This window comes from Neobacillus niacini (assembly GCF_030817595.1).
GTDB classification, from domain to species: Bacteria; Bacillota; Bacilli; order Bacillales; family Cytobacillaceae; genus Neobacillus; species Neobacillus niacini_G.
In genome coordinates this window covers 5,882,607-5,909,526 of the sequence record NZ_JAUSZN010000001.1, presented here as the reverse complement: position 1 = coordinate 5,909,526, position 26,920 = coordinate 5,882,607, and the positions used below count along the sequence as shown (strand labels likewise).

Genomic DNA, 26,920 nt, shown 5'->3' with positions numbered 1-26,920 from the left:
AATAATCACCTTATTTTAAAAGCCGCTGCAGGGCTTTTTTAATATATTGGTCGGTTGACAGCTGTTCTTTTCGTAACTCAGGTGAAATCTTTTTCACTTCTTTGTCTGAATAACCAAGAGCTTTCAATGCAAGAATTGCCTCTTCAAAAGCATGATTGGTAGACTGTGCTGCAATTGGTAATGTATCAGCGTTAAATAAATTCGGAAAATAATCAGGAACAATATCCTGTAATTTTCCTTTTAAATCAAGAATCATTTGTCTAGCTGTTTTTTTGCCCACCCCTGGGAACTTGATTAGGTAGCTTTCATCCTCATTTTCTATCGCTGAAACAACCTGCTGCACCTCACCAGAAGCTAAAATCGCTAATGCACCTTTAGGTCCGATTCCTGAAACATTCAACAATTTCGTAAACAGTTTTTTCTCTTCTCTTGTTTCAAAGCCATATAACGCGATTAAATCTTCTCGAACATAATGATATGTAAAGACAGTAACATTAGTATTCATTTTACTAGAATAAATAAACGGATTAGGTGTTGAAATTTGATAGCCAATCCCATTATTCTCAATCACAATATATTCAGGACACACAAACTCAAGCGAGCCTTTAATAAATTCGTACAATCGCTTTCTCTCCCCCAGTGTTTCATGTATTCCATTCTAACATATAAATATAAAGGATTTGAAAAAGAAGGCTGTGAAGATAAAGAGAAAAAGTTTTCTGTTAAATTAAAATAGCGACCTTATTTGGCCGCTGGTTACTCGACAAGCTGATTCTTAACTGCAAAAAGAGCTGCTTGCGTACGGTCGGCTACTTCTAGTTTAGCCAGGAGATTGGATACATGCGTTTTCACCGTTTTTTCAGTTATGAATAGTGTAGATGCGATTTCCTTATTACTTTTTCCTCTGGCAATTTCCTTAAGAACATCTAGTTCTCTTTTTGTCAGTTGTTCAATTAAATTTCTTTCATTGTTTTCTTTTTTGGATAAATTAGCAAGCAGATGAGAGGTGGCTTTGGGATGAAGCTGATTTTCACCACTCATGATTTTTCTAATACAATCAATTAATTCGTCAGGCTCAATGTCTTTTAACTGATAGCCTGAAGCACCAGCTTCTAACGCCGGAATGACATGATCTTGATCAGAAAAACTTGTCAACATCATGATCTTTATTTCAGGCATTTCCGATTTTATTATTTTTGTGGCCTGTATACCGTCCATTTCAGGCATTACGAGATCCATTAGAACAAGGTCTGGTTTCAACGTTCGTGTTAGTTCCACCGCCTCTCTGCCATTTCCCGCTTCTCCAATAATTTCAATATCTTTTTGTGTTTTTAGAAAAAAAGCCAGTCCCCGTCTCACCACATGATGATCATCAGCGATTAATATACGAATCCCCATTGTTTCTCCCCCCTAGATTGGAATCTGTATTTGAATCTTTGTTCCTTTTCCTGGTTCGCTCTTTATATGGAACGTCCCGTTTAAAGCCTCTGCTCGTGCTTTCATATTTTTTAATCCGAACGATGGAAGTTTAAAACACTCATCATAATAGAAGCCGCAGCCACGATCTTGAATTTTCATCGTCACTGAATCACTGCTTCTGTTTAAAAACAATGAAACATGTGTTGTTTGTGAGTGCTTTTTACAATTTCCTAGCGCTTCCTGCCCAATTCTCCAGAGGGTTTCCTCTATCTTTTCCGGAAAGCTTGAGATCCCCGTTAATTTGGCATCTATGGTTAAACCCAGCATTTCAGCATAACTGCTTAATGCACTAATTATTCCATTTTCCAGTCCTTGTGGCTTTAGCTGCCAAATCAGCGCCCTCATTTCTCCAAGCGCGTCCTGGGCAAGATCTTGAATATAGGAGAAGGTTTGTTGAACCTCTTCGTTATCTGTCATTTCTCTGCCAGCCCTAGCTGTCAGGCTTAGCGAGAAAAGTAATTGATTCACAGAATCATGCAAATCTCTAGCAAGTCGATTCCGTTCAGAAATGAGTGCTGTCTCTTGCTCTCTTTGCGTTAATTTTATTCTTTTTAGTGCAGTTCCGATTTGAAAGGCAACAGCCTCAAGTAAGGCAAGTTCATCTTTTTGAAAGTGAGTCTTATTAGGTGATCCGACATTTAATAATCCAAATCGCTCATTCCCCGCTCTTAACGGAACTGTAGCATGATGTGTCAAACCGCCTGGGTCTCCAGCTTTTTCGAGGATTACATTTTCAATTCGCTGACATTCGATAATGTTGACCGCCTTGTTCAATTTCCCGCTATTATATCGACTGACACACCAGCAATCGCCCTGACACATTCTTTGGTTATGGTTTTGTGATAAAGGCTCAGGTAACGCCTCTTTTGCAGCAAGCTGATGTGCCCCTTTTTCATCGATTAAAAAAATCCAGCCCGATTGTAGCCCGGTCAGGTGTAGAAGTTTTCTTAATACCCCTGCTAAAACCGCCTTCGAATCTGTGCCTTCATTCAAGAGTTCAGCAATTTCCTTTAAGATACCGATTTCTTCGTTTCTGGACATTTCAACCTCTCCCAATTTTCTAGCTAATGATTAAATCATAGTCGCAGCTCAATCTTATAGGCAAGCAGGAAGTAACCAAAAAGCTGACGTTTTATTTGTCAGCTTTTCCTCCAATCTGTATGAACTCGATTATCTCATTATCAGGTCCCTGATAAAAAATAGTTTCCCAGCCATTTTCAAGCTTATAGGGACCGTCGATTGCGAAAATACCATTTTCATTAAAATGCTGGGTTACCTCATCTATGCTGTCGACCTCAAAACATAGATGAATGGATGAATGGTTATTGGCTGATTGTTCTGTGGCAGAAATCAGTTCCAGTCGAAAATTATCCGCTTTTAAAAAGATAATCTTCTCCCCACCAAAAAGAAAACGGCTTTCTTCCTGAAGACTGATAAATTTTTGATAGAATGCTGCCGATGTTTCCAAATCCTTTACTTCAATCGCAAAATGGTGAAAGCGCATAGTTATTCCCCTCTATAAAATTAGATTCATATCCCCAAATTCGTGCCACAAGTAACGCTGGTCGATTGCCCCTTCATAGGCATTCCATAATAAATTTTGAGGTACAAACGCAGTAAGCATATCCAGATGACTGGCCTTTGGTTCATGGAAACCTGTAATAATGCCATCTGCCATTTTCAACTTGAAATTTCGATTGATGTAAAGATTCGTTACCCCATTCAATGCACCGGTAATCCCTGCACTTTCAAGGGCTCTTACCACCGTAGTACCAACTGCAATTACCCTGCCGCCTGACTCTTTTGTTTTACGAATTTTTTCAATGGTTTTTTCAGATAGATGGTATTCTTCGTAATTATCAGCTGGCGATGTCTCCAAATCGTCATCCAACAGATAGCTAAGCCCGGTATGAAGCTGAATAAAATCGAGCTCGATCCCTTTCTTCTGAAGATTAAATAGCAGTTCCCAGCTAAATGCTCTGCCTGCGGAAGGCATTTCTACTGAGCCAGGATGGCTGGCAAATACGGTTTGATAGTAGTCCAACCCCCATTTGTTATGAATATATTCATAGCGAACGGGTTCCCCAATAGCATAAATACTATTAAAAAGGTCTGTACCTTTTTTGGAGAAAAGGATTGTTTTGAGCGGGGAGCCCTCTTTCATATCAATAACGACTGCAGATAGGTCGGATGAAAATTGCAGGATATCACCTAATCTAGCTTCCTCTGTCACGATTAGAGCGTCCCAAGTCTCATCATTGCGTCGTCTTGCAAGTCTGATTTCAACTTCTTGCTGGATACATTTTGTATTTCTAAATAAACCTGCCTTTAAAATGGCGGGTACTGTTCGGCTGTTGTTCATGACAACCAAGTCTCCAGGCTTTAGATAATCAGCAAGTCGAAAGAAATGGTCATGGCTGACAGAACCTGTTTTTTTGTCTAAAACCATCATCCTAACATGATCTCTTCTAATGCCCCTCCGTTCAGGTGGATGAGAAGCATTTAACTCAGAAGGTAAATAGAAATCAAATGCAGTGGCAGTCATTACAATCCCTCCCCTGTAAACTCTTGAGCTTCAAACCGCTGACCTGTTACTCCGAGTGACTTATCTGAAGCTAGATATAAAAACACGTTAACGACATCTTCTGGTTTTGCTAATGGATAATCACAGTCAGGAACCGCTAATCGGTGCATGTCTGTATCCATTTCACCCGGATCCACCATATTTACTCGCACTTTCGTTTCGCTTAACTCGTCTGCCCAGGTTTCAGTTAGACCCTCGACAGCAAATTTAGAAATACCGTATGCACCCCAGCCTGCATAACCCACATGCCCTGCTTCTGAGGTTACATTAATAATAGAGCCTTGATTGCGTTGCAGCATTCCAGGTATTACTCTTCTGGTTACGAGGAATGGGGAGATGGAATTAACTCGTAACACTTCAGCAAAATCCTCTTCTGGATAGTCTAGCAATAATGGTATTGGACTTGGTCCGAGAATCGAAGCATTGTTTATGAGAATATCAATTTGACCAAATGCCTCCTCAGTCATAGCGACAAACCGTTCTACATCTCTAGTAAGTGAGATATCCGCTGTTACAGCGAGTACTTCTGCACCAAATGCTTCTGCCTCTTCCTGAACTTTTGACAAGCCTTTCGATGTTCTCGAACAAATCGCTAACCGCGCTCCTTCTTTTGCAAATGCTAGTGTTAAAGCTCTGCCTAAACCTTTAGAGGCACCCGTAATCATAACCACTTTTGTCATTTCAATCGCTCCTTTAAGTGTTTTTCTTGATGTCTTTAGCTTAATGGATTCTGGAAAAACTTCCCTCAGAAAAAAGCTTGAACTTTATCTACAACTTTAGGATGAGATAACAGGATGATGATCGGTTAGGGTGAGCGAATTCTTATTGAAGACGCAAAAAGGACCTCATGAATGGTTCATGAAGCCCAAAAGCTTATTGAAAATGCAATAATAGACCTCATATAGGGTTCATGAAGCCCAATATCTTTTTCAAAAAACAAAATTGGGCCTCATGAAGCGCTCATGAAGCCCAATATCTTTTTCAAAAAACAAAATTGGGCCTCATGAAACGCTCATGAAGCCCAATATCTTTTTCAAAAAACAAAAATGGGCCTCATGAAACGCTCATGAAGCCCAATATCTTTTTAACAAAATTGGGCCTCATGAAACGCTCATGAAGCCCAATATCTTTTTCAAAAAACAAAAATGGGCCTCATGATGCACTCATGAAGCCCAATATCGTTTTAAAAAACAAAAATTGGCCTCATGAAGCACTCATGAAGCCCAAAATCCTTTTAGAAACGCAATAATGGACCCCATGAATAGTTCATGAAGCCCAGAATCCTTTAGGGTATGATTATTCTTTCATCGAATAAGGCTTAAATGTTTCTAGTACTTCTACATAACGGTCTCTTGTCTTAATAGGAATACCTTGAATCAGCTCTTCTTGCTTTTTGCTTTCGAGCTTTTTCACATCTATCTGAAAAAAAGATTGGATGATTCGGGATGGATCGGGACGGCCATTATAAATGGTCAACACGCCATCATCAGTAATTCCAAAATAGCCATTCGCTTTTAGTAATGGTGAAATATCATCCACCTGTTTTCTAAACACCATAGTGGATTCATCAATATCAACTAACTGCCATTGATCATATTTGGCCCAAAAGTTTTCAATAGACCAGTAAGAATCAAGAACTACTTCCTCACTCATTTCTCCATCAAGATAGATTCTTTCTAAAATAATGGTCAATTGCTGAGGTTCCGACTTTTGTTGATCCTGATGGTTTTTCATTTGTTCGGCGAAACCAGTTTCTACTATTCCTGGCACCATTCCGATAGACATGAAGAGAACAACCGTAACAAAGGCTAAACCAAGCCGATACTGAGCTACCCAATTGAACCTCATGCATAATCACCTCTTATTATTAGAGATCTAACTCATCTTCAGTACTAGTTTAGCCTTATTTTCCCTTTTTATCCTATTTGAAAAAAATGAAAGAGACAAAGCCACTTTCAGCTTTGCCTCTCATTCATTTTTTTATTTACGGCTATTAGGCTCTAATGGTTGCGAATCGTTGTTTCTGTTGCGGTCACGACCGATTGTACCATCATCCATAATAACCTGAACTTCTCTCCCGCCGGCCAAAGTCTTAACTGCGTCTTGAATAGCCTTTTTGGTTTCCTCAGTTCGGTTGTTATTGTTTAATTTGACAGAGACCATTACTGAATTGCCGTAAACAACTGAGCGAACCTGTTGAACATTGTCTACGTCCGCTACTTTGCTTTTAATTCTTTCAACTATACGATCTTGGGATTCAGGCTTCGTTGTGGTACCTGTAGTCCCAAGCCTTTGATTCATATGACCATGATAATTCGCATCACTGGTACTAAATTTATTATCCCTTTGGAAAAAGTTATGGTCATGGTTTGCAAGTGGTTTTGTTGGGTTTGGTGGATTACCATTTTCATCTCTATCACTAAACCTTTTTCTTCGTTCTTCATTATTGGATTGGTTTTCAACACCAAGATTATGGTCCATATATTCTGTTACTGGACCATCATTGTCCCCAGGCATTCCATTAGAACCGTTTTTATGGTTTTCATCGGAATAGTAGCCCACCGGCTGTCCCATGTTTTTGTTATCTTTGTCCGTAGCAGCACGGTCATCATTTGCACAACCTGACAGCCCAACAGCTAGTAGGGCGGACAGAGGAATCATCCACTGTTTCAAGTTCAAGCGAAAAACCCCCTCTAGGATGCATGAGCAAAATAAATATGCTCATGGTTAGGTTGTGAGCTCCTGAGGGGATTTATTCTGCCAGAATAGTCCATGAGAATTAGTTCGTCATCAATTGTAAACGTTCAATAAATTTTTTCCTTGAATAAAACTGACCATTCGTTAAATCCATGACTTGATTATATTTTTTGTGGTCTCTATACGAACCTTCACGAATAAGTCTGTTCCATTCGCGGAAAATATCTGCAGGATATGCTAATGCGTGTAGAAATGCCTTCTCATTCAAAAGATCTTCATATTGTGGAAACTGAGCCAGCCTGTCAAATGACCAGTCCAAGCTAGGGAGAATTCGATTCGCATATTGTAAATAATCTAGGGACGCTGGACCAATACTAATTAAATCAAAATCAATCAGATGTAAAATTCCATTCGAATCACGTAAGAAATTATGATGTGCCACGTCTCCGTGAAGAATGCAAAATGGCTCATTCAAAAACATTGATCGATTTTTTTCCATTCCACTTAGCGACCATTGTGCCCAATTTATCATTTCCGCTAGTACTTTATCATTTATAAAGTATTTCAAAGTAGAGATATTGGAGGAAAAGGTTTTACCTCTGTCTCTCCATTTTTCAATAATTAGCCCTTTAGGGATTAGTGTTCGATACCGTGATTCAAAGGATGACGTTACTTGATGGTACTGTTCTAAAAGTTCAAGCCCCTCCTGCCGATTTTTCTGTGATTGAAATGAAAAAGGTATTCTATTCGGGGGAATGTATTCCATACACCCAAAATAGGTCCCCTCAAAAAAGAGAGGTTCTTTTATTTGGGGATGGACAAATAGATAGGTTTTTGAAAAACCTTCTTTCCTAAGTGTAGCAGTAAATGCTTCCTGCAGCCGAAGTCGTTTATTTGTATGGAACCCTTTAAGCATATAAGAACTTTTATCCGTTTTTATCCGAATCACACTTTTCCGATAAGGCACCATTTCCACTATATTTTCTTTAAATTGCGAACGTAAATAAGAGAGGAGACGAATGAAATAATCATCGTCTCCTTTTTGCTTAAAAGTCATACTCATTGCTTTCATCATCGTAACGCATCATTCCATCCATAGGTCCCATTCCATACGGGTTCATAAATGGAGGCTGCGCTACATTTGCTGGTCCTGTATATGGTGCGCTATAAATTGGCGGCGTTGGCGGCACGAAGTTATATTGTGGTACAGCTTGTGGTTTCGGTCCACCACAGCCACAGTCACCACCTGCTCCTACAGGTAAGCCTCCCTGTGCAGGAAATTGCTGCTGCATGGATGGCATTTGACCGCCCCCAAAAGGCATTCCCATATCAGGTGCCTCAAAATCTTGTGCTCCCATTACTTGTGGTGCTGGACCCATCTGCGGATAACCAAATGGCATTTGTCCATATTGAGCGCCCATTCCTGACTGATCAAAGCCTGCTCCCATTGGTCCTCCCATTCCTGGCTGACCAAATCCTGCTCCCATTGGTCCTCCCATTCCTGGCTGGCCGAAGCCTGCTCCCATTGGTCCTCCCATTCCTGATTGGTCGAAGCCTGCTCCCATTGGTCCTCCCATTCCTGATTGGTCGAAGCCTGCTCCCATTGGTCCTCCCATTCCTGATTGGTCAAAGCCTGCTCCCATTGGTCCTCCCATTGCTGATTGGTCGAAGCCTGCTCCCATTGGTCCTCCCATTCCTGATTGGTCAAAGCCTGCTCCCATTGGTCCTCCCATTCCTGGTTGACCGAAGCCTGCTCCCATTGGTCCTCCCATTCCTGATTGATCGAAGCCTGCTCCCATTGGTCCTCCCATTCCTGATTGGTCAAAGCCTGCTCCCATTGGTCCTCCCATTCCTGACTGATCAAAGCCTGCTCCCATTTGCCCTCCCATTCCTGGTTGACCAAAGCCTGCTCCCATTGGTCCTCCCATTCCTGGTTGGCCGAAGCCTGCTCCCATTGGTCCTCCCATTCCTGGTTGGCCGAAGCCTGCTCCCATTGGTCCTCCCATTCCTGGTTGACTGAATCCTTGGTTCATCATTGGAGCTCCCATTCCTTGCATACCTTGATTGAACCAGCCTTGATTTGTGGCTGCTGGCGAGCCTACTGGCACTTCTGAACTTTCATCGGAATATGGCATCTGATCATCTGCTGGCATTTGGTCAAATCCTGCTGGCATTTGACTCATTCCCGGCATTTGGCTGCCCATCGACATTTGATCCATCCCTGGCATTTGGCTGCCCATTGACATTTGATCCATTCCTGGCATTTGGCCGCCCATTGGCATTTGACCCATTCCTGGCATTTGACTGCCCATTGGCATTTGACCCATTCCTGGCATTTGACCCATTCCCTGCATTTGACTGCCCATTGTCAATTGATCCATTCCTGGTATTTGGCCACCCATTGGCATTTGACCCATTCCTGGCATTTGGCCACCCATTGGCATTTGACCCATTCCTGGCATTTGGCCACCCATTGGCATTTGGCCCATTCCTGGCATTTGGCCACCCATTGGCATTTGGCCCATTCCTGGCATTTGGCCACCCATTGGCATTTGGCCCATTCCTGGCATTTGGCCCATTCCTGGCATTTGGCCAAAGCCTCCTTGCATAGGGTTGGTCATTGGTAATTGCGGCATAAAGGATGAAGATTCATCATCAAAGCCATGTGGCATATATTCCGCACCTGCTACCCCTGGCATTGATCCAGGTTGATTAAAAAGCATATTAGGTACCTGTGGCATTACCGCTCCTTGAACCTGTGGATAAGGCATAAATGACATTGGTGGACAAGGCGGCGGCGGGCACCATTGCGGTGGCGGCGGGCAAAATCCTGTTCCAGGCATTATTGGTGATATAGGTACACAATAATCTTGCGGCATTTGCTGCTGTACAGGGAGCTGGTTTTCCATTGGTGCTTCTTGTACAGGCATAACTGGATATTCTTTTATCGGTTCTTTTACTGGTTCTTTTATTTCAGGAAGTATGTTGGCTGGTTTTGGAGGCAGCACTGGCTGTTTAACCTCCATATTGGTCATGTTGTTAAGATAATAGTTGTTAATGTCGATTTCTGGAATGATTTGCAGAGGCATTTTTGGAGTGTATGGTGTTTTTGGTGCTTCTATTATTGGCGTCTCTTTTATCGGCACTTCCTTAATAGGTGCTTCTTTAATAGGTGCTTCTTTGATAGGTGCTTCCTTGATAGGTGCTTCTTTGATAGGTGCTTCTTTGATAGGTGCTTCTTTGATAGGTGCTTCTTTGATAGGTATTTCTTTAATAGGTATTTCTTTGGCTGGTGCCGTTTTGATTGGCACTTCTTTTATCGGTGCTTCTTTTATCGGTGCTTGCTTTATTGGAACCTCCTTCTTTGGAGCTGTTTTAATCGGCATTTCTTTTGGTTTCTCTTTGGTAAACGGTTGCCCAGCAATCGGCATTTCTTTCTTGGCGCCTAAGTTGATTGTGGCCCCCGGTTGTGTTCCCATAGGCGCTTCTTTTTTTATTGTTCCACCTGAAGTTGGGACTTTTATTTTCATACCGGGCATAATCATATCAGGGTTGCTGAGCTGTGAATTCATCTTTTTCAGCTCTTCAAAATTCACGCCGTACTTCTTGGCGATTTTCCAAAGAGTATCCCCTTTCTGTACGATATGGATCTTCACTCTGATTTCCCTCCTATGCATAAGTCCATATATTCTATGTGATGATGGGCAAAGTGCTAACATTCTTCAGAAAAACTTATGCTTTTTTTCGGAGAAATATGAATCAACCCCTCGAAAATAAAATAGATGCAATTCGTGAAAATTGCATCTACCCATATCATTATGAATTTTGTAACATGCGATCGAGCGCTAATTTAGCATTATCAGCAATCTCTGGAGCCACTTTAATCGTATTCTTTGTTTCTTCTAGTGTATCTAAGCTCCACACTAAATGCGGCAGATCAATTCTATTCATGGTTAAACAAGGACACATGGCAGGATTTAGTGAAATAATTTTTTTATCAGGGTGATTCTTAATTAGGCGGTTGACTAAATTCATTTCTGTTCCGATTGCCCATTCAGAACCAGGCTCCGCCTTTTCAATCGCATTAATAATATAACTTGTTGAACCAGCCATATCGGATAATTCTACGACTTCTCGGCGGCACTCAGGATGAACGATAATTGTCATGTTAGGATATTGGCTGCGTGTATCATGGATATTCTGAACGGTAAAGTTCTCATGTACAGAGCAGTGACCTTTCCAAAGAATGACTTTAATTTTTGAAGGATCGCCTTCGTATTCAAGCTTATCCGTTATTGGATTCCAAACAGCCATTTCATCTAAGCCAATACCTAAGTCATAAGCTGTATTACGGCCTAAATGCTGATCGGGTAAAAATAAAATCCGTTCTTTTTGGGTAAATGCCCACTTAACCATTGTCTCTGCATTCGAAGAGGTAACACTTGCACCGCCGTGAGCCCCAACAAAAGATTTTATCGCTGCCGTAGAATTTACATATGTTAATGGAAGAATAGTATCACCAAAAATCCCCTGAAGGATTTCCCATGCCTTTTCAGTTTGATCTAGGTCTGCCATGTCAGCCATGGAACAGCCTGCACGCATGTCGGGGAGAATGACCTTTTGGTTATCGTTTGTTAGGATATCTGCCGTTTCTGCCATAAAATGAACACCGCAGAAAACAATAAATTCTGCTTCGGTATTTTCAGCAGATAGTTGTGCTAGTTTTAAGGAATCCCCGGTTGCATCGGCAAACTGAATGACTTCATCTTTTTGGTAATGATGTCCTGGAATGAAAAGTTTTGAGCCTAATTTATTTTTCACTTCTACCACTCTAGCTTCTAACTCTTCCTTCGACATTTGTTTGTATTTTTCAGGAATCATTTTATTCTTTTGCATGGCTGCTAAAATACTCACGTTTATTTCTCCCCTTCCCTAAAAAGAACTTTTACACTTATATCGAGTGCTTTATATGAATGCGTCAAGAATCCTAGTGAAATATAATCAACACCTGTATCACGATAACCAGCTAGATTGGACAATTGGATCCCGCCAGAAGCTTCCGTTATGAATCCTGAAGGAACTAATTTAATCAGTTCTTTAATCTCATCTGGAGTACGGTTATCAAACATAATCACATCTGCACCGGCGCTGACGGCTTCTCTTACCTGAGCCTCTGTTTCAACTTCTACTTCTACCTTCACCATATGACCCGCTTTTTTGCGAACACTTTCAACTGCATTTGTAATTGAGCCCGCAAACGAAATATGATTATCTTTAATCATGATTCCGTCGTATAGACCGAATCGATGGTTGAAGCCTCCCCCAGTTGTAACGGCATATTTCTCAAGCATTCTTAAGCCAGGTGTCGTTTTACGCGTATCACAAATTTTGGTATGGCCACTGTCCAATGTTGAAACAGCTTGACGTGTCAGAGTCGCAATCCCGCTCATTCTTTGGACAAGGTTGAGAACAACTCTTTCCCCTTTTAATAAATCCGCTATTTTTCCAGAGGCTGTTGCAAGCTTCTGACCATATTCAATAGTTTGACCATCCTTGACAAAAAGCTGTATTTCAATGTTGGTATTCAAAAGTTTAAAACCCGTTTTAATGATTTCTTCTCCACAAAAAATGCCATTATCTTTTGAGAGAAAGACGATTTCGCCTTTTGTATCATCTGCAAAAATTAAATCTGTGGTAATATCCTGTTCCCCAATATCTTCGATAAAAAATTGCTCAAGTAGCGAGCGCAGTTTCAATGTATTCATTGTTACTCTCCATTCCCCGGCTATTTTTATGAATAATGGTTTTGTTTAACCAATAATGGTCGTCTTCTTTTGCGTAATCACTTCGAAAATGACCACCACGGCTTTCTGTTCGTTTCAAAGCAGCTTCGGTAATTAAACTTGCGTTAATTAGCATAAAAATCTTTTTCAACTCTTCAATAGAATAGATAGTAAGATTATTTATTTGGTGTGCTTTAAGGGTATCTAACCATACTTTTTGGTTTTGGAGATTTGCCTTATTGCGGACAATACCTACCCGCTCCATCATCGTATCCTTTATTTGTTGCAAGTCTGGTAAAATTACTTTCTCTTGCGGAATAAATGGACGAACGATTTCTGTTGAAAGGATATCTTCGTATTCTGTCTCATTTAGTATTGAAGATAACTTTTCTCCCATATATAAACCCTCTAATAAGGAATTACTTGCAAGGCGGTTTGCCCCATGCAATCCTGTACAGGCGGCTTCACCAATAGCAAATAGCCCCTTTATGGAAGTCCGGCCATATAAATCGGTTTTAATTCCTCCCATTAAAAAATGGCTGCCGGGAGCAACAGGAATTCTTCCCTCTGATAACTGAAGGCCATTTTCCTCACAAATGGCGGTTATCGACGGGAATCTTTGCTTAAAGTTTTCAATTTTACTAATATCTAAATAAACTTGGCTGCCTTTTTTAAGATATTCATAGATTTTCTGAGAGACAACATGCCTTGGACCAAGATCCTTAAGTGGATGAACACCTTCCATAATTGGAGTGCCTTCATCCGTGACAAGAATGGCACCTTCGCCGCGTACCGCTTCAGAAATTAACCCTTTCGTTTCACCATTTAGGTATAAAAGTGTAGGGTGGAACTGGATAAACTCCATATCAACGACTTCAGCACCTGCTAAATAGGCCATTGCAATCCCATCACCGCTGACTGTATCAGCATTTGAAGTATAGGTAAACAATTGCCCGCAGCCGCCTGTTGCTACGATTGTATTCCGGCTGTAATACTTCTTTATCGTACCATCTGGCATTTTAGCATTTACACCCATGCAGCGTTTCTCGGAATTCAGTAATAACTCATAGACAAAAACATCTTCCTCGATGGTGACATTTTCCTTCAGCGTGCTGATAAGGAATTCGACTACATTTTTACCTGTAGCATCTCCGCCGCCATGAACAATTCGCTTTTCGCTGTGTGCCCCTTCCATTCCAAGCAGCAATTCACCATCTTGATTTTTATCAAAAACAGATCCTTGTTCAGAAATGAACTTAATCAGCCTAGGTGCGGCTTCTATGATTTCTTTAACGACTTCTTGATTATTGTGATATCTTCCTGCTTCAAATGTATCAGCGATATGTTTATTGGGATGGTCTTGCTCGCCAATCGCAGCAGCAATACCACCTTGAGCAAGATAAGAATTGGCGGTTCTAATTTTTTCCTTTGTGAGTATCCTCACATTTAAATCCTTATTTAAAAATGAGGCTAACTGCAGTGCAGCAATCCCACTTCCTAAAATTAAAACATCATCATTTATTGTCATCTTGAGTCCTCCTGGATTAACAGGTGTCTTGACATCTATATTTACATAGAATTAAACTAATATCAAGATTTTTTTCGTAATAAAAAAATAAGAGTATTGGAGATTACTAATGATTTATTTTGATTTTGCCGCGACGACTCCATTAGATTCTGAAGCTGCAGAGGTGTTTGTGCAGGCTTCAACTGAGTTCTTTGGAAACTCAAGCTCCCTCCATGATTTTGGCGGGCAGTCACAGGACTTGTTAGAGAATTGCCGTGAAGAGCTGGCAAATCTTTTAGGAATAAATAAAAAAGGTTTATACTTTACTAGCGGTGGTTCGGAGGGGAATTTTTTAGCGATTGAGGCATTATTGTCAGCTCCTAAAAAAGCTGGGAAGCACATCCTCGCTGGGATGGCCGAGCATTCATCCATTCACGGTATTCTCAACCGGTTAGAAGGGTATAGCATTACTTATTTACCGCTTAACTCTTCCGGTCTCATTGACATAGAAGAATTGGTGAATGCGATTACTCCTGAAACAGTTTTAGTGACAGTGCAGCATGTTAATTCTGAAATAGGCACAATTCAGCCGATTGAAGATATCGCTCGTATTTGCAGAGAGCATGATATCCATTTTCACAGTGATTTTGTTCAATCTTTTGGAAAAATAGAGTTAAAAAAAATCGCGCCACTGGTCACAAGCTTCTCCATTGCTGGTCATAAAATTTATGGTCCCAAAGGGGTTGGCGGAGTTTATGTTGATCCGGCTATTTCTTGGAGAGCTTTTTTTCCAGGAGGATCACATGAGAGAGGCTTTAGACCAGGCACGGTGAACGTCCCTGCTATCGCTTCTATGACCGCAGCTGCTCAAAAGATACATGACCAACTTTCTCAATGTCACGATCGATTTTTACAGCTTCGAGCCACTTTAATGGAGTCGCTTAATCCTATTAAGGACTCTGTGGTTGTTTTTGAAGCAGCTCCTGACTCACAGTTACCTTCAATTATCGGATTGCGGATCTCTGGTGTTGAAGGTCAATGGATGATGCTTGAATGTAACCGGTACGGATTCGCGATTTCAACCGGAAGTGCTTGTCAAATTGGTATGCAAGCTCCAGCAAAAGTGACACAAGCTTTAGGATTAAGCCCTCAAGAGGCAAAGGAATTTATCCGTATTTCGTTTGGCAAGACAACGAAGATGGAAGATGTAGTGAAGCTTGGGGAAACTATTGTAGATATCGTGAAGAAATTTAAACTATAGAATTATGGTAAAATAGGGTTGAAATATGAGGAGGTACTTATGGCTGAACAAAAAAAGATTCTTGGCGATGAAAGGAGAGCTTTCATCCTGCAGCTGCTAAAAGACAGCCCTGTACCGCTTACAGGAAGCGAGTTAGCAACACGAACAAATGTTAGCAGGCAGGTGATTGTCGGGGATATTACACTCCTAAAAGCAAAAGAGGAGCCGATTATCGCAACAAGTCAAGGTTATTTATATTTTAAGCAAAACACAGGCACACAAACATTTGAAAGGACGATTGCTTGCAGGCACTCACCTGATGACACAGAAAAAGAGCTAAATTTAATGGTGGATCATGGTGTATTAGTAAAGGATGTTAAAATCGAGCATGCGGTTTACGGAGATTTAACAGCCTCGATCATGGTATCCAATCGCCAAGAGGTAAAACAATTCTTAGATAACATCTATAAGACGAAGGCTGCGTTATTATCGGAATTAACAGGCGGGATTCATCTTCATACGATTGCTGCTTCTTCTGTTCAAACCTTAGACAAAACCGAAGCCGCTTTGAAGGAAGCTGGCTTTTTAATTGAATACTAGACGCAATTGAATGGTGGCCAATCATAGGATTGGCTGCTTTTTTTATTCTCAAGGACTATTCTCCGCTTCGGAACTTGGGATTTATACTCAAATAGGGCTCTTGAGGACTAATCTCAGTTTAGTCACTTCATGATTTGTACTCAATTAGGGCTCTTGAGGACTAATCTTAGTTTAGTCACCTCATGATTTGTACTCAATTAGGGCTGTTGAGGACTAATCTCGGTTTAGGTAACTCATGATTTGCACTCAATCAGGGCTCTTGAGGACTAATCTTAGTTTAGTCACCTCATGATTTGTACTCAATTAGGGCTCTTGAGGACTAATCTCGGTTTAGTCACCTCATGATTTGTCCTCAATCAGGGCTCTTGAGGACTAATCTTGGTTTAGTCACCTCATGATTTGTACCCAATTAGGGCTCTTGAGGACTAATCTCGGTTTAGTCACCTCATGATTTGTCCTCAATCAGGGCTCTGCACGTGCAATTTCTCGAATAAGGATCAATACATACATACCTCCACCACTATAATGGCAAAAAAGTACCGAGCATTTGCCCGGTACTTTAATTTCAATTAAACCATTTTTGAAGGATAGCTTCCTAGCAATGTAACGCCGCATCCTAGTGCTTCAAGCTCGGCCATTGCGCCTGGAATTAAAACGTCATCAAGCTTCATTTCCAAATCAATAATAAAGAAATAATTGCCAATACCTGTTTTCATAGGTCTTGATTCAATTTTTGACAGATTTATTTTTCGCCAAGCAAAGGCTGATAGTACCATATGGAGCGTTCCCGCCTTATCCGTCGGAAGTGTCACCATTAGAGTAGTTTTATAATGGGATGAACCACTAAACTCCTCAAAATTAATCCCCTTTTCAGATAAGACAAAAAAGCGAGTATGATTATGATCAAAATCATGAATGTCGCGTTGAACTATAGATAATCCATATTCTTCAGCTGCTAATTCATTGGCGATCGCGGCAATACGCTGTTCTGGGTGATCCATTACCATTTTCGCTGCCGCAGCAGTCGAGCTGACACTTTCATAAGGTACCCCATGAAACTGATTATGTAAGAACTTATGACACTGCGCAATGGCATGCGAGTGACTGTACACCTTAGTAACATCCTGCCATATTTCTTGATTATCCGGGTGAACCATCAAATGCTGTTTAATTGGAATGGTAATTTCACCGACAATCGGTAATTGAACCACATGTGTTAGGTAATCCAATGTAATATTTACTGTACCTTCAAGGGTATTTTCAACAGGAACAACGGCTAGTTCCACTTTTTCACTGACAACCGCATCCATGGATTCAGGAATGGTCCGATATGGTTCAAGCTCAAATCCAGGAAAAACCTTCTTCACCGCTAATTCGGTAAAGGTTGCCTTTGGTCCTAAAAAACCAACTTTCATGACTCCACACACTCCCTAACAAAAATCTCTCTGTTGTAAAAAAATCCATTATGCGCCTGTTCCAAGCACTTCAACTTTTTCTACGAATTCAAGCTTACGTAATTCTAAAAGCAGTTCATCTATATCTGTAGAAATCTCGGTGGTATTCAACGAAAGTGTCACGTTTGCCCTTCCTTGCAATGGAATCGTTTGATGAATGGTTAACACATTGCAGCCAGAAGAAGCAACTACACTAAGAAGCTTAGACAAAGTACCTGAACGATCTTCAAGATGAAAAAAGAGCGTAACTAATCGTTCCTTTACAATCGTGGAAAATGGAAATACCGTGTCCCTATATTTATAATAGGCACTTCTGCTTAAGTCTACTTGCTGGACCGCATCCCAAATAGACTCAGCCTTACCCCTTTCGAGCATTTCCTTCACATCAAGTGTTTTCTTCATCGCTTCAGGCAAGACGTCTTCTCTAATTAAGTAAAATTTTTTATCAAATTTTTCATTTTTCATCTCTCTACCCACCCGATTTGAAAAGCATAAGCGCCCGTGTTACGAAATCGGGGCGCTCTGGCTATAATTTCTCAAAGACATGTTCGTATCTAGTCAACAAATTCAAATTCGAAGTCTAATAATTTAACGGTATCCCCATCTTTTGCACCTTTTGCTCGTAAAGCCTCGTCCACCCCTAAACCACGAAGCTGTCTAGCAAAACGACGAACAGATTCCTCCGTTTGGAAATTGGTCATCTTAAATAATTTTTCAACCTTTTCCCCTTGAATAACGAATGAGCCGTCTGGTTCTCTTGTGATATAGAAAGCCTCAGGATCTGCCTCATGTTTATAAAGTACGCGATTAACTCCTGTTTCCTCTTCTTCATGATCAAGCGGAAATTCTGGAGTCTCCTCGATTTTGTCAGCAATTGCATATAATAGCTCTCTTAAACCTTTTCTTGATAGAGCAGAAATCGGGAAAATCGGAAAGTCCTCTTCTAAACGCTCTTTAAATTTCTGTAAATTTTCTTCGGCTTCCGGCATGTCCATTTTATTCGCAACAATAATTTGCGGACGCTCTGTTAAGCGGAGGTTATACTCTTCTAGCTCTTTATTGATAGTCAGATAATCCTCATAAGGATCGCGTCCTTCCATCGCAGCCATATCGATTACATGAACGATAACCCGTGTCCGTTCAATATGACGTAAGAATTGATGTCCTAGTCCAACACCCTCACTCGCACCTTCAATCAATCCTGGAAGGTCGGCCATAACAAAACTTCTATTGTCCTCTGTTTCAACCATCCCAAGATTAGGGACAATCGTTGTAAAATGATATTCAGCTATTTTTGGTTTTGCTGAAGAAACGACTGATAGTAATGTTGATTTTCCAACGCTAGGGAATCCAACGAGTCCAACATCTGCAAGCAGTTTTAACTCAAGGATAACATCGCGCTCTTGTCCTGGTTCTCCATTTTCAGCAAGTTCTGGCGCAGGGTTTGAAGGTGTCGCAAACCGAGAATTTCCTCTACCTCCACGACCTCCCTTGGCAATGACGGCACGCTGACCATTCTCAACTAGATCGGCAATGACTTCTTTTGTTTCTGCATCCATTACAACTGTGCCTGGTGGTACCTTAACAATCATATCTTTGGCATTTTTCCCGTGCTGATTTTTGGACATACCATGTTCACCACGCGGCGCTTTCCAATGACGCTGATAACGGAAATCCATTAACGTACGCAAGCCCTCATTTACCTCAAAAACTACATCGGCACCCTTACCGCCGTCTCCGCCAGCAGGTCCGCCCATTGGAACATATTTTTCACGGCGAAACGCGACCATTCCATTACCGCCGTCTCCGCCTTTTACGTATATCTTCGTTTGATCGACAAACATGTGAATCCTCCTGATTTGACTGATGGCGAACCAAGATTTCGCCCTATACCACAGGCATAAAGATTTCTAATCCTAATTCGCTTACTGAGAATTCCTTGACCTTCACTTCGATTTCCGAGGAGATCAGGAATTGTTCAATCAGTTCTTTTTTTATTATTATTCCGCTAAAATCAAAAAAGAAACGAACTCCATTTGATTGCGGTTGAATTGTTATTGATAAATGATTTTCTTGAAAGGCCTCAATCGCCTGATCTAAACAAATAAAGAAGGATTTTGTCCAATTCGACAGAATGTCATCATTTATTTTCACTGCCTCTAAATCGTTAAGAACCTCATATTCAAGTTGAAATAAATGATTCTCCCAATTTGATTTTAAAAGCAAGGAGGCAAATCCAGGCAAATGAAAATTCGACAGCTTCGATTCATGCTGTGCTTCGATTACAATTTCATTTATATATGCTTTCGCCCGGTCAATTCTATTTAAATCCAAGTTCCCTTTGATTAACTGCAGCCTATTCAGCCAATCATGTCGTGAGTGCCGCAGCACTTCAACGATATCCCATTCTTTTTCCATAATCGCACTCCTAGCCTATGTGTCGAAAAGACTATTTTCTGTTAGTATATCAAAAAAGTTCACATGAGTAAGCACTTTTGCGTGAATGTTTTCCAATTGAGGTATTATGAGGCTACTTTTGGGAGATCAAATTGGAGTTTTTATTGGATAATTTTTCCTTATTGTTTAAAAAAGAAAACCCTAACCAATCAGGTTAGAGTTTTCACTGAAAGCTTACGCTTCTTGAGCTGTTGGATAAACGCTCACTTTTTTACGATCACGACCAAAACGTTCGAATTTCACAACGCCGTCGATTTTCGCAAAAAGAGTGTCGTCTCCTCCACGTCCTACGTTTTCACCTGGGTAAATCTTTGTACCGCGTTGACGGTAAAGGATTGAACCACCAGATACGAATTGACCATCTGCACGCTTAGCGCCAAGGCGCTTTGAGATAGAGTCACGTCCGTTCTTTGTAGAACCTACTCCCTTTTTAGATGCAAACAACTGAAGATCTAATTTTAATAACATGTATTCCACCTCCTACTTTTTGAAGGTTATTTTTATGTGTTCTCCGTACTCTTCTTCAATCGTTTGTAATGATATAATCATACCTTCTAGAAGAAGCTGAACTTTCTCATTTATGTTTTCCGGAAGTCTATCTGGAACAACACAGCGGAGAAAGCCATCTCCCTGTTCAATCTCTGGAGTCACACCTGTTAAGGCATGTACAGCATTGATTGCGCCGATGGATACTGCGGATGCGCCTGCACAGACGATATCCTTTCCTCGATCGGCGAAGAATGCATGACCACTTATTATAAAGGATTGAATTGATTCGGATTCAGAACGATTAATTGTAATAGATATCATCTATTGCACAACACCTTACGCGTTGATCGCTTCGATCACAACTTTAGTGTATGGTTGACGATGACCTTGCTTTTTACGGTTGTTTTTCTTCGCTTTGTATTTGAAAACGATGATTTTCTTTTGACGACCTTGTTTTTCAACTTTAGCCGTTACAGTAGCGCCTTCAACTAATGGGCTACCTACTTTCACGTTATCTCCACCAACGAATAAAACCTTATCAAATGTAACTGTTTCGCCTGCTTCAGCGTTAAGCTTCTCGATGTAGATAGCTTGACCAGCTTCTACTTTCAATTGCTTACCACCTGTTTCGATAATTGCGTACATACTTGCACCTCCTTATAAACTCAGACTCGCCATATACAGGCGCTAAGCTTTGCGCATTAGACTTAATACCTGTGATGTGCGGTTGTAGCACGGGTGCTACAAACATAACATCGATAATTTTATCATGGTATAGGCGAAAGTGTCAATAAGGTTCTCCGGCTTTTTTCGCTATTTCGGCATGATTCCCAAATTGTTTTATATCATAGTAATGTGTCGTAGATGACTGAATCGAGAAAAATACTTTAAACTGCAGCCATTCTTCTAACATTTTGAGATGTGGTTCGATAGCCTCTTTTACCTTTATGGTAGTTTCAACTAAAACTGCTTCAGCATCAGAATTTCGATGTTCTAACAATTCGCGTTCTAGGCGGAATGCTATTGTCTCTGCACTTAGTATTTTTCCTGTTCCATCGCAAGTTGGGCATTTTTCCTGAAGGGCTTCTGAAAGTGAGACCTTTGTTTTCTTCCTTGTTAACTGCAGGATACCAAGTGAGGTAAAACCGATGATTTTGGTCCTAGTTTTATCCTTCTGGAATTCCTTCTCAATCGTATCTTGTATGTAACGTTTGTCCTTCTCGTTTTTCATGTCAATAAAGTCAATTAGGACGATTCCGCCAATATCACGCAGTTTCAGCTGACGGGCAGTCTCAATTGCAGCTAGGGTATTGGTTTTTACCACCGTGTCCTGATAATCATTTTTACCGGAGAACTTTCCGGTATTAACGTCGATTATCGTTAAAGCCTCGGTTTCATCAAAAATTAAATAGGCACCATTGTCGAGCCAGACGATTCGCTTTAGTGCTTTATCAATTTCATGCTCAATCCGATGAAGGGTGAAGATATTTTCTTTCCCGTTATAATAGGTAACTTTTAGATTAGGGTTTTTCGTTTGTATTTGTTGTTTTAATGAGAGTTCATCAACAAACACTTCACCCGACGACATATCCTTGATGGACTCAAGGACTAATTCGGTAAAGGTATCGTTCTGATATAGGATCCCCGGCTTTTTAAAAGACGCTGCTTTCTCCAATAGTTCTGCATACTGGCTTCGTAAAGTACTTAGTTCCTTTTCCATTTCCTCTTGAGTAGTTGAGATACTTGATGTGCGAAAAATTATGCCTTCCTCTTCACCTTTCAGTTTCATACCAAAACTGCGAAGATCGTCCTTTTCATCAACAATTTTTTTAGAGACTGCCACATAGCGACCTTGAGGCATATAAATAAGGTTGTCCCCAGGGATTTCAATAATGCCTGTCACTCTAGCACCTTTAACGCCTGTTGCGTCCTTATCTACTTGTACTAATAACTTTTCTCCCTGATGAACAAAGGAGGATACACTTTTCTTTTCTTTATCAATACTTCGTTCCGGTGATAAAACATACGACGTGAGCACATCACGATGTAAATAGGCGTTTTTCTCTTCGCCAATATCTATAAAGGCTGCATTCATACCAGGCAAAACCTTGGTCACGGTCCCATAATAAATATTACCGACCAAAGATCGCTGCTCTGGTCGGTCAAAAATAATATTTTCAACTGTATTGTTACTTACAAGAGCAAATCTCTTTTCATTCGACATCGCATTTATGATTAACTTTTCCAAACCTTCGTCCTCACTTTTTAGGCTAATCCAGCTTCAGCGCCTATGGGCTGGAGCCTTTTTTCTAATATTTTATATTATACCTAATTAGTAAGAAAAGAGAAGGTCACTGATTTTATCCGTTAATCGTTTTTCTGAAAAATAGGCATGCAGCAATTCATTCTCATCCAGCATCCCTTTTTCTTTGCCATCACTTTCAACAATTATCGGGTGTTTGCAGCCCCGCTGGAATTTTTCTAAAACGTCAATGAGCAGATCCTGTTCATTGGCTTGGATGGGCTTAAGAGCTTGAAGGTCGCTTTTTTTACCATAGTAGCGCTCAAGTAAAAATCTCATAAAGATGTAGCGGCGTTGCTTCCACTCGTGATAAAGGGAAAATAATAAGAAGCCTACGATAATCCAGACGTTTAGTTGCTGCGGAGCGGCTAGGAGCGTAACTACCGAAAAGATTCCAACACTTAAAAAAGAAATGATTAATGTTAATCGGTGCGCTATGGGAAATGATTTTTTTAAGGAAAGAAACATGAATATCAACTTTCCTCCGTCAAGCGGCCAGACGGGAAACAGATTAAAGATAAATATCATAAGATTGTAGTGAAAAAACAATTGAAACATATCTTCAGGAATTAACTCAAAGTTGAATAGCCCGAAAGCTAATGCCACCATCCAAATGTGCTGAGCAGGTCCTACGAGAACAACAATTGCCTCTTCCTTTAACGGCCGGTTCCCGTGCTCCTCCATTTCAGCCACCCCGCCAAAGGGGAGGAGGGTGATTTTCTTTATACGCCATGAAAAAAAAGAAGCCGCAGCAGCATGCCCCATTTCATGGATGAAAATGATGCCAATCAAAAGGCATACCTCGAGGAAATGTGCTGTAGCAATCGATATTGCAATGACAAACCATAACAAAGGATGGATATAAACATGTTGTAATAAATATATGACTCTATTCAAAGCGGATCACCTGTATAGGGTCGATGAAATCATCGCCTTTTTTAATAGAAAAATAATACTTACCCTTTGTTTTGTCCTCACCCGTTGATTCTGAGGCTGTGCCCACGACAGTTTCCGTTTCAATAAATTCATATAAACTAACTTTTATTTCATCGAGATTTCCATAGGTAGATTGCGTCTGATCTGCGTGCTGGATGATGACGGTTTTACCCGTGTCTTCCTTAACACCAGCAAACATGACATTTCCCTCTTTCATCGCTTCAACAGTAGCGCCCTTTGTTGTTTCAATCATAATTCCCTGTCCATTTTTCTCAAAATTTTCAAGGACTTTACCTGAAAATACAGGTATATCAGGGTCTTTCTCGACCACGTTTTGCTCTCCACCTTTTTCTTTATCTGTAAACGGCAAAAGAGCTAATGGCTTACCAAATTGATCCTCGTACCATTTTGATACGGTGGCAAATTTAAAATCCTGCTCCATGGTTTTCAACACAAAATCCTTTGCTGGAGCAAATGATGCTGTGTTTTCTCGGAACATAATGGCGATCACAAGAAATAATAGTGCAGATGCCAAGATTTTAAAAATGAAAACTTCCTTTTTGAATAATGGATGGATGCCATCATCCTTACCTGCTTCATAGGAAGAGAAATGATTCGCGCCGTATTTTTCATCCTCCCCCGGCCAGGTAATTTCTCGTTCTGGACCTTTTGCTGATGATCCTTGCTCCCTTTTCCGCTTTGCGATTCGTCGCCGTATTTCTTCTGGAGTAGACCGCATAATACCCACCAACCTTTAGTGACCTTTTTGTACAAGTCTATGAGGTTGTCCTTAAGAGTATGACTCTAGGAACATTTATTTAGGGTTATCGAATGTTTTCCTCGTGGCTTTGGACATTCTCCGCATGGTTTTGGACATTTTTTAAAGTGTTTTGGACTATTTTCACATGGTTATGGACATTTTTCACAGCGTTTTGGACGTTTAGACATATATTACCAATTATAAATTAAATTCAGTAATGGTTAACTGAAACTTTCATGGATTTGTGGATAAGCCACACATTTTTAGTGCTTATCCATATAATGGCTGTAAGTAAAATAAATAGAGGTGAATGATTTTGTCTACAAGTGACAAACATGATTCTTTTCGTGGTGATGTTTACGATTTAATTGAGTTACAGCAATTGTTAATGGGCCCTCACCAAATTCTTTTTGAAGGCAAGAGTCCATACCAAGACGTACTTTTGTTAGAAACGAAAAATATACGTTTATACCGGAATGATCAATTAGTTTGGAATTCAATGGATGAACGAATCTATCATGAAGCACTAGTCCATCCGGCATTTGTTTTTTCAGACCAGCAAAAACGCGTATTAATTATCGGGGATGAGTGCGGACTAGCACTGCGAGAGGTCCTCAAATACTCGGACCTTTGCCAGGTTAGTCTTGTATCCTTATCCCCAGAAACCCTTATAGCAGCCCAGAAAACACCTGAACTTTATGAAATGAACGAGAATTCTTTTTTTGATAATCGCGTTCAAATAAACCAGAGTAGCATATATGATTTTCTACAAACAAATCAGCATCATTTTGATGTGATAATCGCAAAACTACCAGATCCAGTAACCAAGCAAGATAGTAAATTATACACAAAAGAATTTTTCAAAAAATTGTCTAACCTTCTAACCGATTGCGGTATATTGGTTATCACGTCTTCCTCACCTGAAGACAATCCGTTGGCATTCTGGAGTATTGATAAAACACTGCAGAGTTCTTCCCTTTACACTCTGAACTATCATGTTAATGTTCCTTGGTTTGGAGATTGCGGATTTCATCTTGCAGCGAAAAAACGGTTAGTACGGGGGGAAGAAAAAAAGATTAATATACAAAATCGGACACTTCCTGAAGATCTTTATTCATGGTTTACTTTTTCGAACCGGGTGAGATCAGTCAGAAATCAAGCTATGGTTAACTCAATTAGATCCCTAAATCTCCACACACTTCTTTCAGCAAATTCAAAGGATATTCAAGACCAAGACGAAACGAAAGAACTTCGTCATCTGCTCTCCAATCCACACAGATTACTTTATGAAGGCGGAACAAAAGGGGATTGTGTAAAAGTTTTGGAGACAAGAGATGTGCGTTTATATCTAGACAAACAGCTACAATTTAGTTCTTTAGACGAACAAATCTATCATGAGGCACTTGTTCATCCGGCACTTACCATGGTTCAAAAACGGGAACGTATTCTGATTGCCGGCGGTGGCGATGGATTTGCCATTCGTGAAGTTCTTAAATACCCAGATGTGAAGCATATTGACCTAGTTGACCTTGATCCATTAATGATCCACATGGCGAGTAATATACCAAAGGTAGCGAACCTAAACCAACGAGCACTCCACGATAAGCGAGTATCCGTCCATCAAAAAGATATCCAGGTATTTCAAAAAGAACAAAAGGAACCGTATGATGTCATCATTGTGGACTTGCCAGATCCGGGCGATGAAATGTTGAGCCGATTGTATACGGTGGAATTTTTCAAGAAATTATCCAATCTTCTTACGAAAGATGGCATTCTAGTCTGTCAATCTCATTCACCAGAATATGCTCCATTTGTATACTGGAGCATTGGTTTATCACTAAAAGGGACAGGAATGCATGTTAGGAGTTACCATACCGAAGTTCCTTCATTCGGGGATTGGGGATTTCACCTTGCATCAAAAAAGCCGCTTCATTTGCACAATAGAAAGGTAGCTGTCCCTTATCAAACGCTCCCTAATGACCTATCGACTTTATTTGTCTTTCCGTCAAAATTTCGGTCAGTCCAGGAAAATTCACATATGAATACCTTGTCTAACCTAAAATTACATGAAATTTATAATCAAGAACTGCGAAGGTAACCTGCAAAAAAAGACTCTACTCCTTGAGTTGTTCAACGAGTAGAGCAACTTTTTAGGTATTATTTCTTTAAAACATGGACAACCGTACAATTTATTTTTTGGTAAATCCCATACCATAAAGGAAAACGGAGGGGAATGATGAGGCTTTGAGCAAAGAAGGAAAGCATATTATCATTGACGCATTTGAGTGCGATTCGATTCATTTAAATGACATCAAATTTTTAGAAGGAATGTGTAAAAAAGCGGCTCTTGATGCAAATATGGAGATTTTATACTCTTACTTCCACCAATTTGAGCCACAAGGTGTAACAGGGATGCTGGTTTTATCCACTTCTCATTTATCGATTCATACTTGGCCGGAGGAAAGGTACGTGTCATTAGACTTTTATACGTGCGGAACTCTAGAGCTTACACCTCAAGTAGAATTCCTTATTAAGGAATTATCTTCCAAACAATCAATGGTATACTCCATTTCTCGAGGAGTTTCCTATCCACAAACGATTACGTGTGAAGAATTAGGCAATTGACCTTTGC

General features: G+C 40.4%; 26 protein-coding genes, 2 pseudogenes and 1 other annotated feature. Of the genes and pseudogenes, 5 read left to right on the top strand and 23 right to left on the bottom strand.

Going from position 1 to position 26,920, the window contains the following annotated elements:
• Nucleotides 1-10: 10 nt before the first annotated feature.
• The 9 genes from ruvA to QFZ31_RS27995 form a co-directional block, all read right to left on the bottom strand.
• On the bottom strand, nucleotides 11-622 hold the full coding sequence (gene ruvA, locus QFZ31_RS28035) for a Holliday junction branch migration protein RuvA (protein WP_306077539.1): 612 nt from the start codon (nucleotides 620-622) through the stop codon (nucleotides 11-13).
• A 134-nt stretch (nucleotides 623-756) separates the two neighbouring features.
• On the bottom strand, nucleotides 757-1,398 hold the full coding sequence (locus QFZ31_RS28030; RefSeq protein ID WP_307309493.1) for a response regulator: 642 nt from the start codon (nucleotides 1,396-1,398) through the stop codon (nucleotides 757-759).
• A gap of 12 nt (nucleotides 1,399-1,410) precedes the next feature.
• Entirely contained in the window at nucleotides 1,411-2,520 is a 1,110-nt protein-coding gene (locus QFZ31_RS28025) for a GAF domain-containing sensor histidine kinase (protein WP_307309490.1), read from the bottom strand.
• Between the two features lie 91 nt (nucleotides 2,521-2,611).
• On the bottom strand, nucleotides 2,612-2,983 hold the full coding sequence (locus QFZ31_RS28020) for a VOC family protein (protein WP_307309487.1): 372 nt from the start codon (nucleotides 2,981-2,983) through the stop codon (nucleotides 2,612-2,614).
• A gap of 12 nt (nucleotides 2,984-2,995) precedes the next feature.
• Nucleotides 2,996-4,024 carry an S-adenosylmethionine:tRNA ribosyltransferase-isomerase gene (locus tag QFZ31_RS28015; RefSeq protein ID WP_307309484.1) on the bottom strand — a complete coding sequence of 343 codons (1,029 nt, stop codon included), beginning with the start codon at nucleotides 4,022-4,024 and terminating at the stop codon, nucleotides 2,996-2,998.
• On the bottom strand, nucleotides 4,024-4,743 hold the full coding sequence (locus tag QFZ31_RS28010) for an SDR family NAD(P)-dependent oxidoreductase (protein ID WP_307309481.1): 720 nt from the start codon (nucleotides 4,741-4,743) through the stop codon (nucleotides 4,024-4,026). Before QFZ31_RS28010 ends, QFZ31_RS28015 begins: the two co-directional genes overlap by 1 nt.
• Before the next feature lie 616 nt (nucleotides 4,744-5,359).
• On the bottom strand, nucleotides 5,360-5,911 hold the full coding sequence (locus QFZ31_RS28005) for an intercompartmental signaling factor BofC (RefSeq protein ID WP_307309478.1): 552 nt from the start codon (nucleotides 5,909-5,911) through the stop codon (nucleotides 5,360-5,362).
• A 132-nt stretch (nucleotides 5,912-6,043) separates the two neighbouring features.
• Complete coding sequence (locus tag QFZ31_RS28000) at nucleotides 6,044-6,742, bottom strand: YhcN/YlaJ family sporulation lipoprotein (protein ID WP_307309475.1); 699 nt, start codon at nucleotides 6,740-6,742, stop codon at nucleotides 6,044-6,046.
• Nucleotides 6,743-6,842: 100 nt separating this feature from the next.
• Entirely contained in the window at nucleotides 6,843-7,835 is a 993-nt protein-coding gene (locus tag QFZ31_RS27995) for a phosphotransferase (RefSeq protein ID WP_307309471.1), read from the bottom strand.
• Between the two features lie 1,982 nt (nucleotides 7,836-9,817).
• Between QFZ31_RS27995 and QFZ31_RS33900 the strand changes: the two are divergent.
• A pseudogene (locus QFZ31_RS33900) lies at nucleotides 9,818-10,087 on the top strand (pentapeptide repeat-containing protein); the annotation flags it as partial.
• A gap of 181 nt (nucleotides 10,088-10,268) precedes the next feature.
• Here the strand turns inward: QFZ31_RS33900 and safA are convergent.
• From safA to nadB, 4 genes and pseudogenes are all read right to left on the bottom strand, one after another.
• Nucleotides 10,269-10,416: pseudogene (safA, locus tag QFZ31_RS33895) on the bottom strand (SafA/ExsA family spore coat assembly protein); the annotation flags it as partial.
• A 160-nt stretch (nucleotides 10,417-10,576) separates the two neighbouring features.
• Complete coding sequence (nadA, locus tag QFZ31_RS27985) at nucleotides 10,577-11,674, bottom strand: quinolinate synthase NadA (RefSeq protein WP_307309466.1); 1,098 nt, start codon at nucleotides 11,672-11,674, stop codon at nucleotides 10,577-10,579.
• A gap of 2 nt (nucleotides 11,675-11,676) precedes the next feature.
• Nucleotides 11,677-12,525 carry a carboxylating nicotinate-nucleotide diphosphorylase gene (gene nadC, locus QFZ31_RS27980; RefSeq protein WP_307309463.1) on the bottom strand — a complete coding sequence of 283 codons (849 nt, stop codon included), beginning with the start codon at nucleotides 12,523-12,525 and terminating at the stop codon, nucleotides 11,677-11,679.
• Nucleotides 12,494-14,071 carry an L-aspartate oxidase gene (nadB, locus tag QFZ31_RS27975; RefSeq protein WP_307309462.1) on the bottom strand — a complete coding sequence of 526 codons (1,578 nt, stop codon included), beginning with the start codon at nucleotides 14,069-14,071 and terminating at the stop codon, nucleotides 12,494-12,496. The genes nadC and nadB overlap by 32 nt, the downstream gene beginning before the upstream one ends.
• 109 nt (nucleotides 14,072-14,180) lie before the next feature.
• Between nadB and QFZ31_RS27970 the strand changes: the two genes are divergently transcribed.
• Together QFZ31_RS27970 and QFZ31_RS27965 are read left to right on the top strand one after the other, a co-directional pair.
• Nucleotides 14,181-15,311 carry an IscS subfamily cysteine desulfurase gene (locus QFZ31_RS27970; RefSeq protein ID WP_307309461.1) on the top strand — a complete coding sequence of 377 codons (1,131 nt, stop codon included), beginning with the start codon at nucleotides 14,181-14,183 and terminating at the stop codon, nucleotides 15,309-15,311.
• A gap of 39 nt (nucleotides 15,312-15,350) precedes the next feature.
• A complete protein-coding gene (locus QFZ31_RS27965; protein WP_306076101.1) occupies nucleotides 15,351-15,890 on the top strand; it encodes a transcription repressor NadR in 540 nt (179 codons plus the stop codon).
• A gap of 569 nt (nucleotides 15,891-16,459) precedes the next feature.
• Here QFZ31_RS27965 and pheA read toward each other — a convergent pair.
• The 10 genes from pheA to QFZ31_RS27915 all read right to left on the bottom strand — a co-directional run bounded on the left by pheA (nucleotide 16,460) and on the right by QFZ31_RS27915 (nucleotide 24,267).
• Nucleotides 16,460-17,305 carry a prephenate dehydratase gene (gene pheA, locus QFZ31_RS27960; protein ID WP_179602025.1) on the bottom strand — a complete coding sequence of 282 codons (846 nt, stop codon included), beginning with the start codon at nucleotides 17,303-17,305 and terminating at the stop codon, nucleotides 16,460-16,462.
• Nucleotides 17,306-17,353: 48 nt separating this feature from the next.
• A complete protein-coding gene (locus QFZ31_RS27955; protein ID WP_179602023.1) occupies nucleotides 17,354-17,809 on the bottom strand; it encodes an ACT domain-containing protein in 456 nt (151 codons plus the stop codon).
• An 89-nt stretch (nucleotides 17,810-17,898) separates the two neighbouring features.
• Nucleotides 17,899-19,188 (bottom strand): GTPase ObgE, encoded by a 1,290-nt coding sequence (gene obgE / locus QFZ31_RS27950; protein WP_179602021.1) that lies wholly within the window; start codon nucleotides 19,186-19,188, stop codon nucleotides 17,899-17,901.
• A 43-nt stretch (nucleotides 19,189-19,231) separates the two neighbouring features.
• Nucleotides 19,232-19,762, bottom strand: coding sequence for a sporulation initiation phosphotransferase B (locus tag QFZ31_RS27945; RefSeq protein WP_307309454.1), 531 nt, complete (start codon nucleotides 19,760-19,762; stop codon nucleotides 19,232-19,234).
• A 213-nt stretch (nucleotides 19,763-19,975) separates the two neighbouring features.
• Nucleotides 19,976-20,269 carry a 50S ribosomal protein L27 gene (rpmA, locus tag QFZ31_RS27940; protein WP_307309452.1) on the bottom strand — a complete coding sequence of 98 codons (294 nt, stop codon included), beginning with the start codon at nucleotides 20,267-20,269 and terminating at the stop codon, nucleotides 19,976-19,978.
• Between the two features lie 12 nt (nucleotides 20,270-20,281).
• On the bottom strand, nucleotides 20,282-20,611 hold the full coding sequence (locus QFZ31_RS27935) for a ribosomal-processing cysteine protease Prp (protein WP_179602017.1): 330 nt from the start codon (nucleotides 20,609-20,611) through the stop codon (nucleotides 20,282-20,284).
• Between the two features lie 15 nt (nucleotides 20,612-20,626).
• On the bottom strand, nucleotides 20,627-20,935 hold the full coding sequence (rplU, locus tag QFZ31_RS27930; protein ID WP_306076106.1) for a 50S ribosomal protein L21: 309 nt from the start codon (nucleotides 20,933-20,935) through the stop codon (nucleotides 20,627-20,629).
• 12 nt (nucleotides 20,936-20,947) lie between these two features.
• Nucleotides 20,948-21,029 (bottom strand) — a sequence feature (ribosomal protein L21 leader region).
• A 48-nt stretch (nucleotides 21,030-21,077) separates the two neighbouring features.
• Nucleotides 21,078-22,538 (bottom strand): Rne/Rng family ribonuclease, encoded by a 1,461-nt coding sequence (locus QFZ31_RS27925; protein ID WP_307309448.1) that lies wholly within the window; start codon nucleotides 22,536-22,538, stop codon nucleotides 21,078-21,080.
• A gap of 84 nt (nucleotides 22,539-22,622) precedes the next feature.
• Nucleotides 22,623-23,489, bottom strand: coding sequence for a M50 family metallopeptidase (locus QFZ31_RS27920; protein WP_307309445.1), 867 nt, complete (start codon nucleotides 23,487-23,489; stop codon nucleotides 22,623-22,625).
• The gene (locus tag QFZ31_RS27915) at nucleotides 23,482-24,267 is read right to left on the bottom strand and encodes a M23 family metallopeptidase (RefSeq protein WP_307309442.1); all 786 of its coding nucleotides are present in this window, start codon (nucleotides 24,265-24,267) and stop codon (nucleotides 23,482-23,484) included. The genes QFZ31_RS27920 and QFZ31_RS27915 overlap by 8 nt, the downstream gene beginning before the upstream one ends.
• A gap of 337 nt (nucleotides 24,268-24,604) precedes the next feature.
• On the opposite strand from QFZ31_RS27915, the gene QFZ31_RS27910 reads away from it, so the two are divergent.
• A complete protein-coding gene (locus tag QFZ31_RS27910; RefSeq protein WP_307309440.1) occupies nucleotides 24,605-26,386 on the top strand; it encodes a spermidine synthase in 1,782 nt (593 codons plus the stop codon).
• 146 nt (nucleotides 26,387-26,532) lie between these two features.
• Entirely contained in the window at nucleotides 26,533-26,913 is a 381-nt protein-coding gene (gene speD / locus QFZ31_RS27905) for an adenosylmethionine decarboxylase (protein ID WP_307309437.1), read from the top strand.
• Nucleotides 26,914-26,920: the final 7 nt, after the last annotated feature.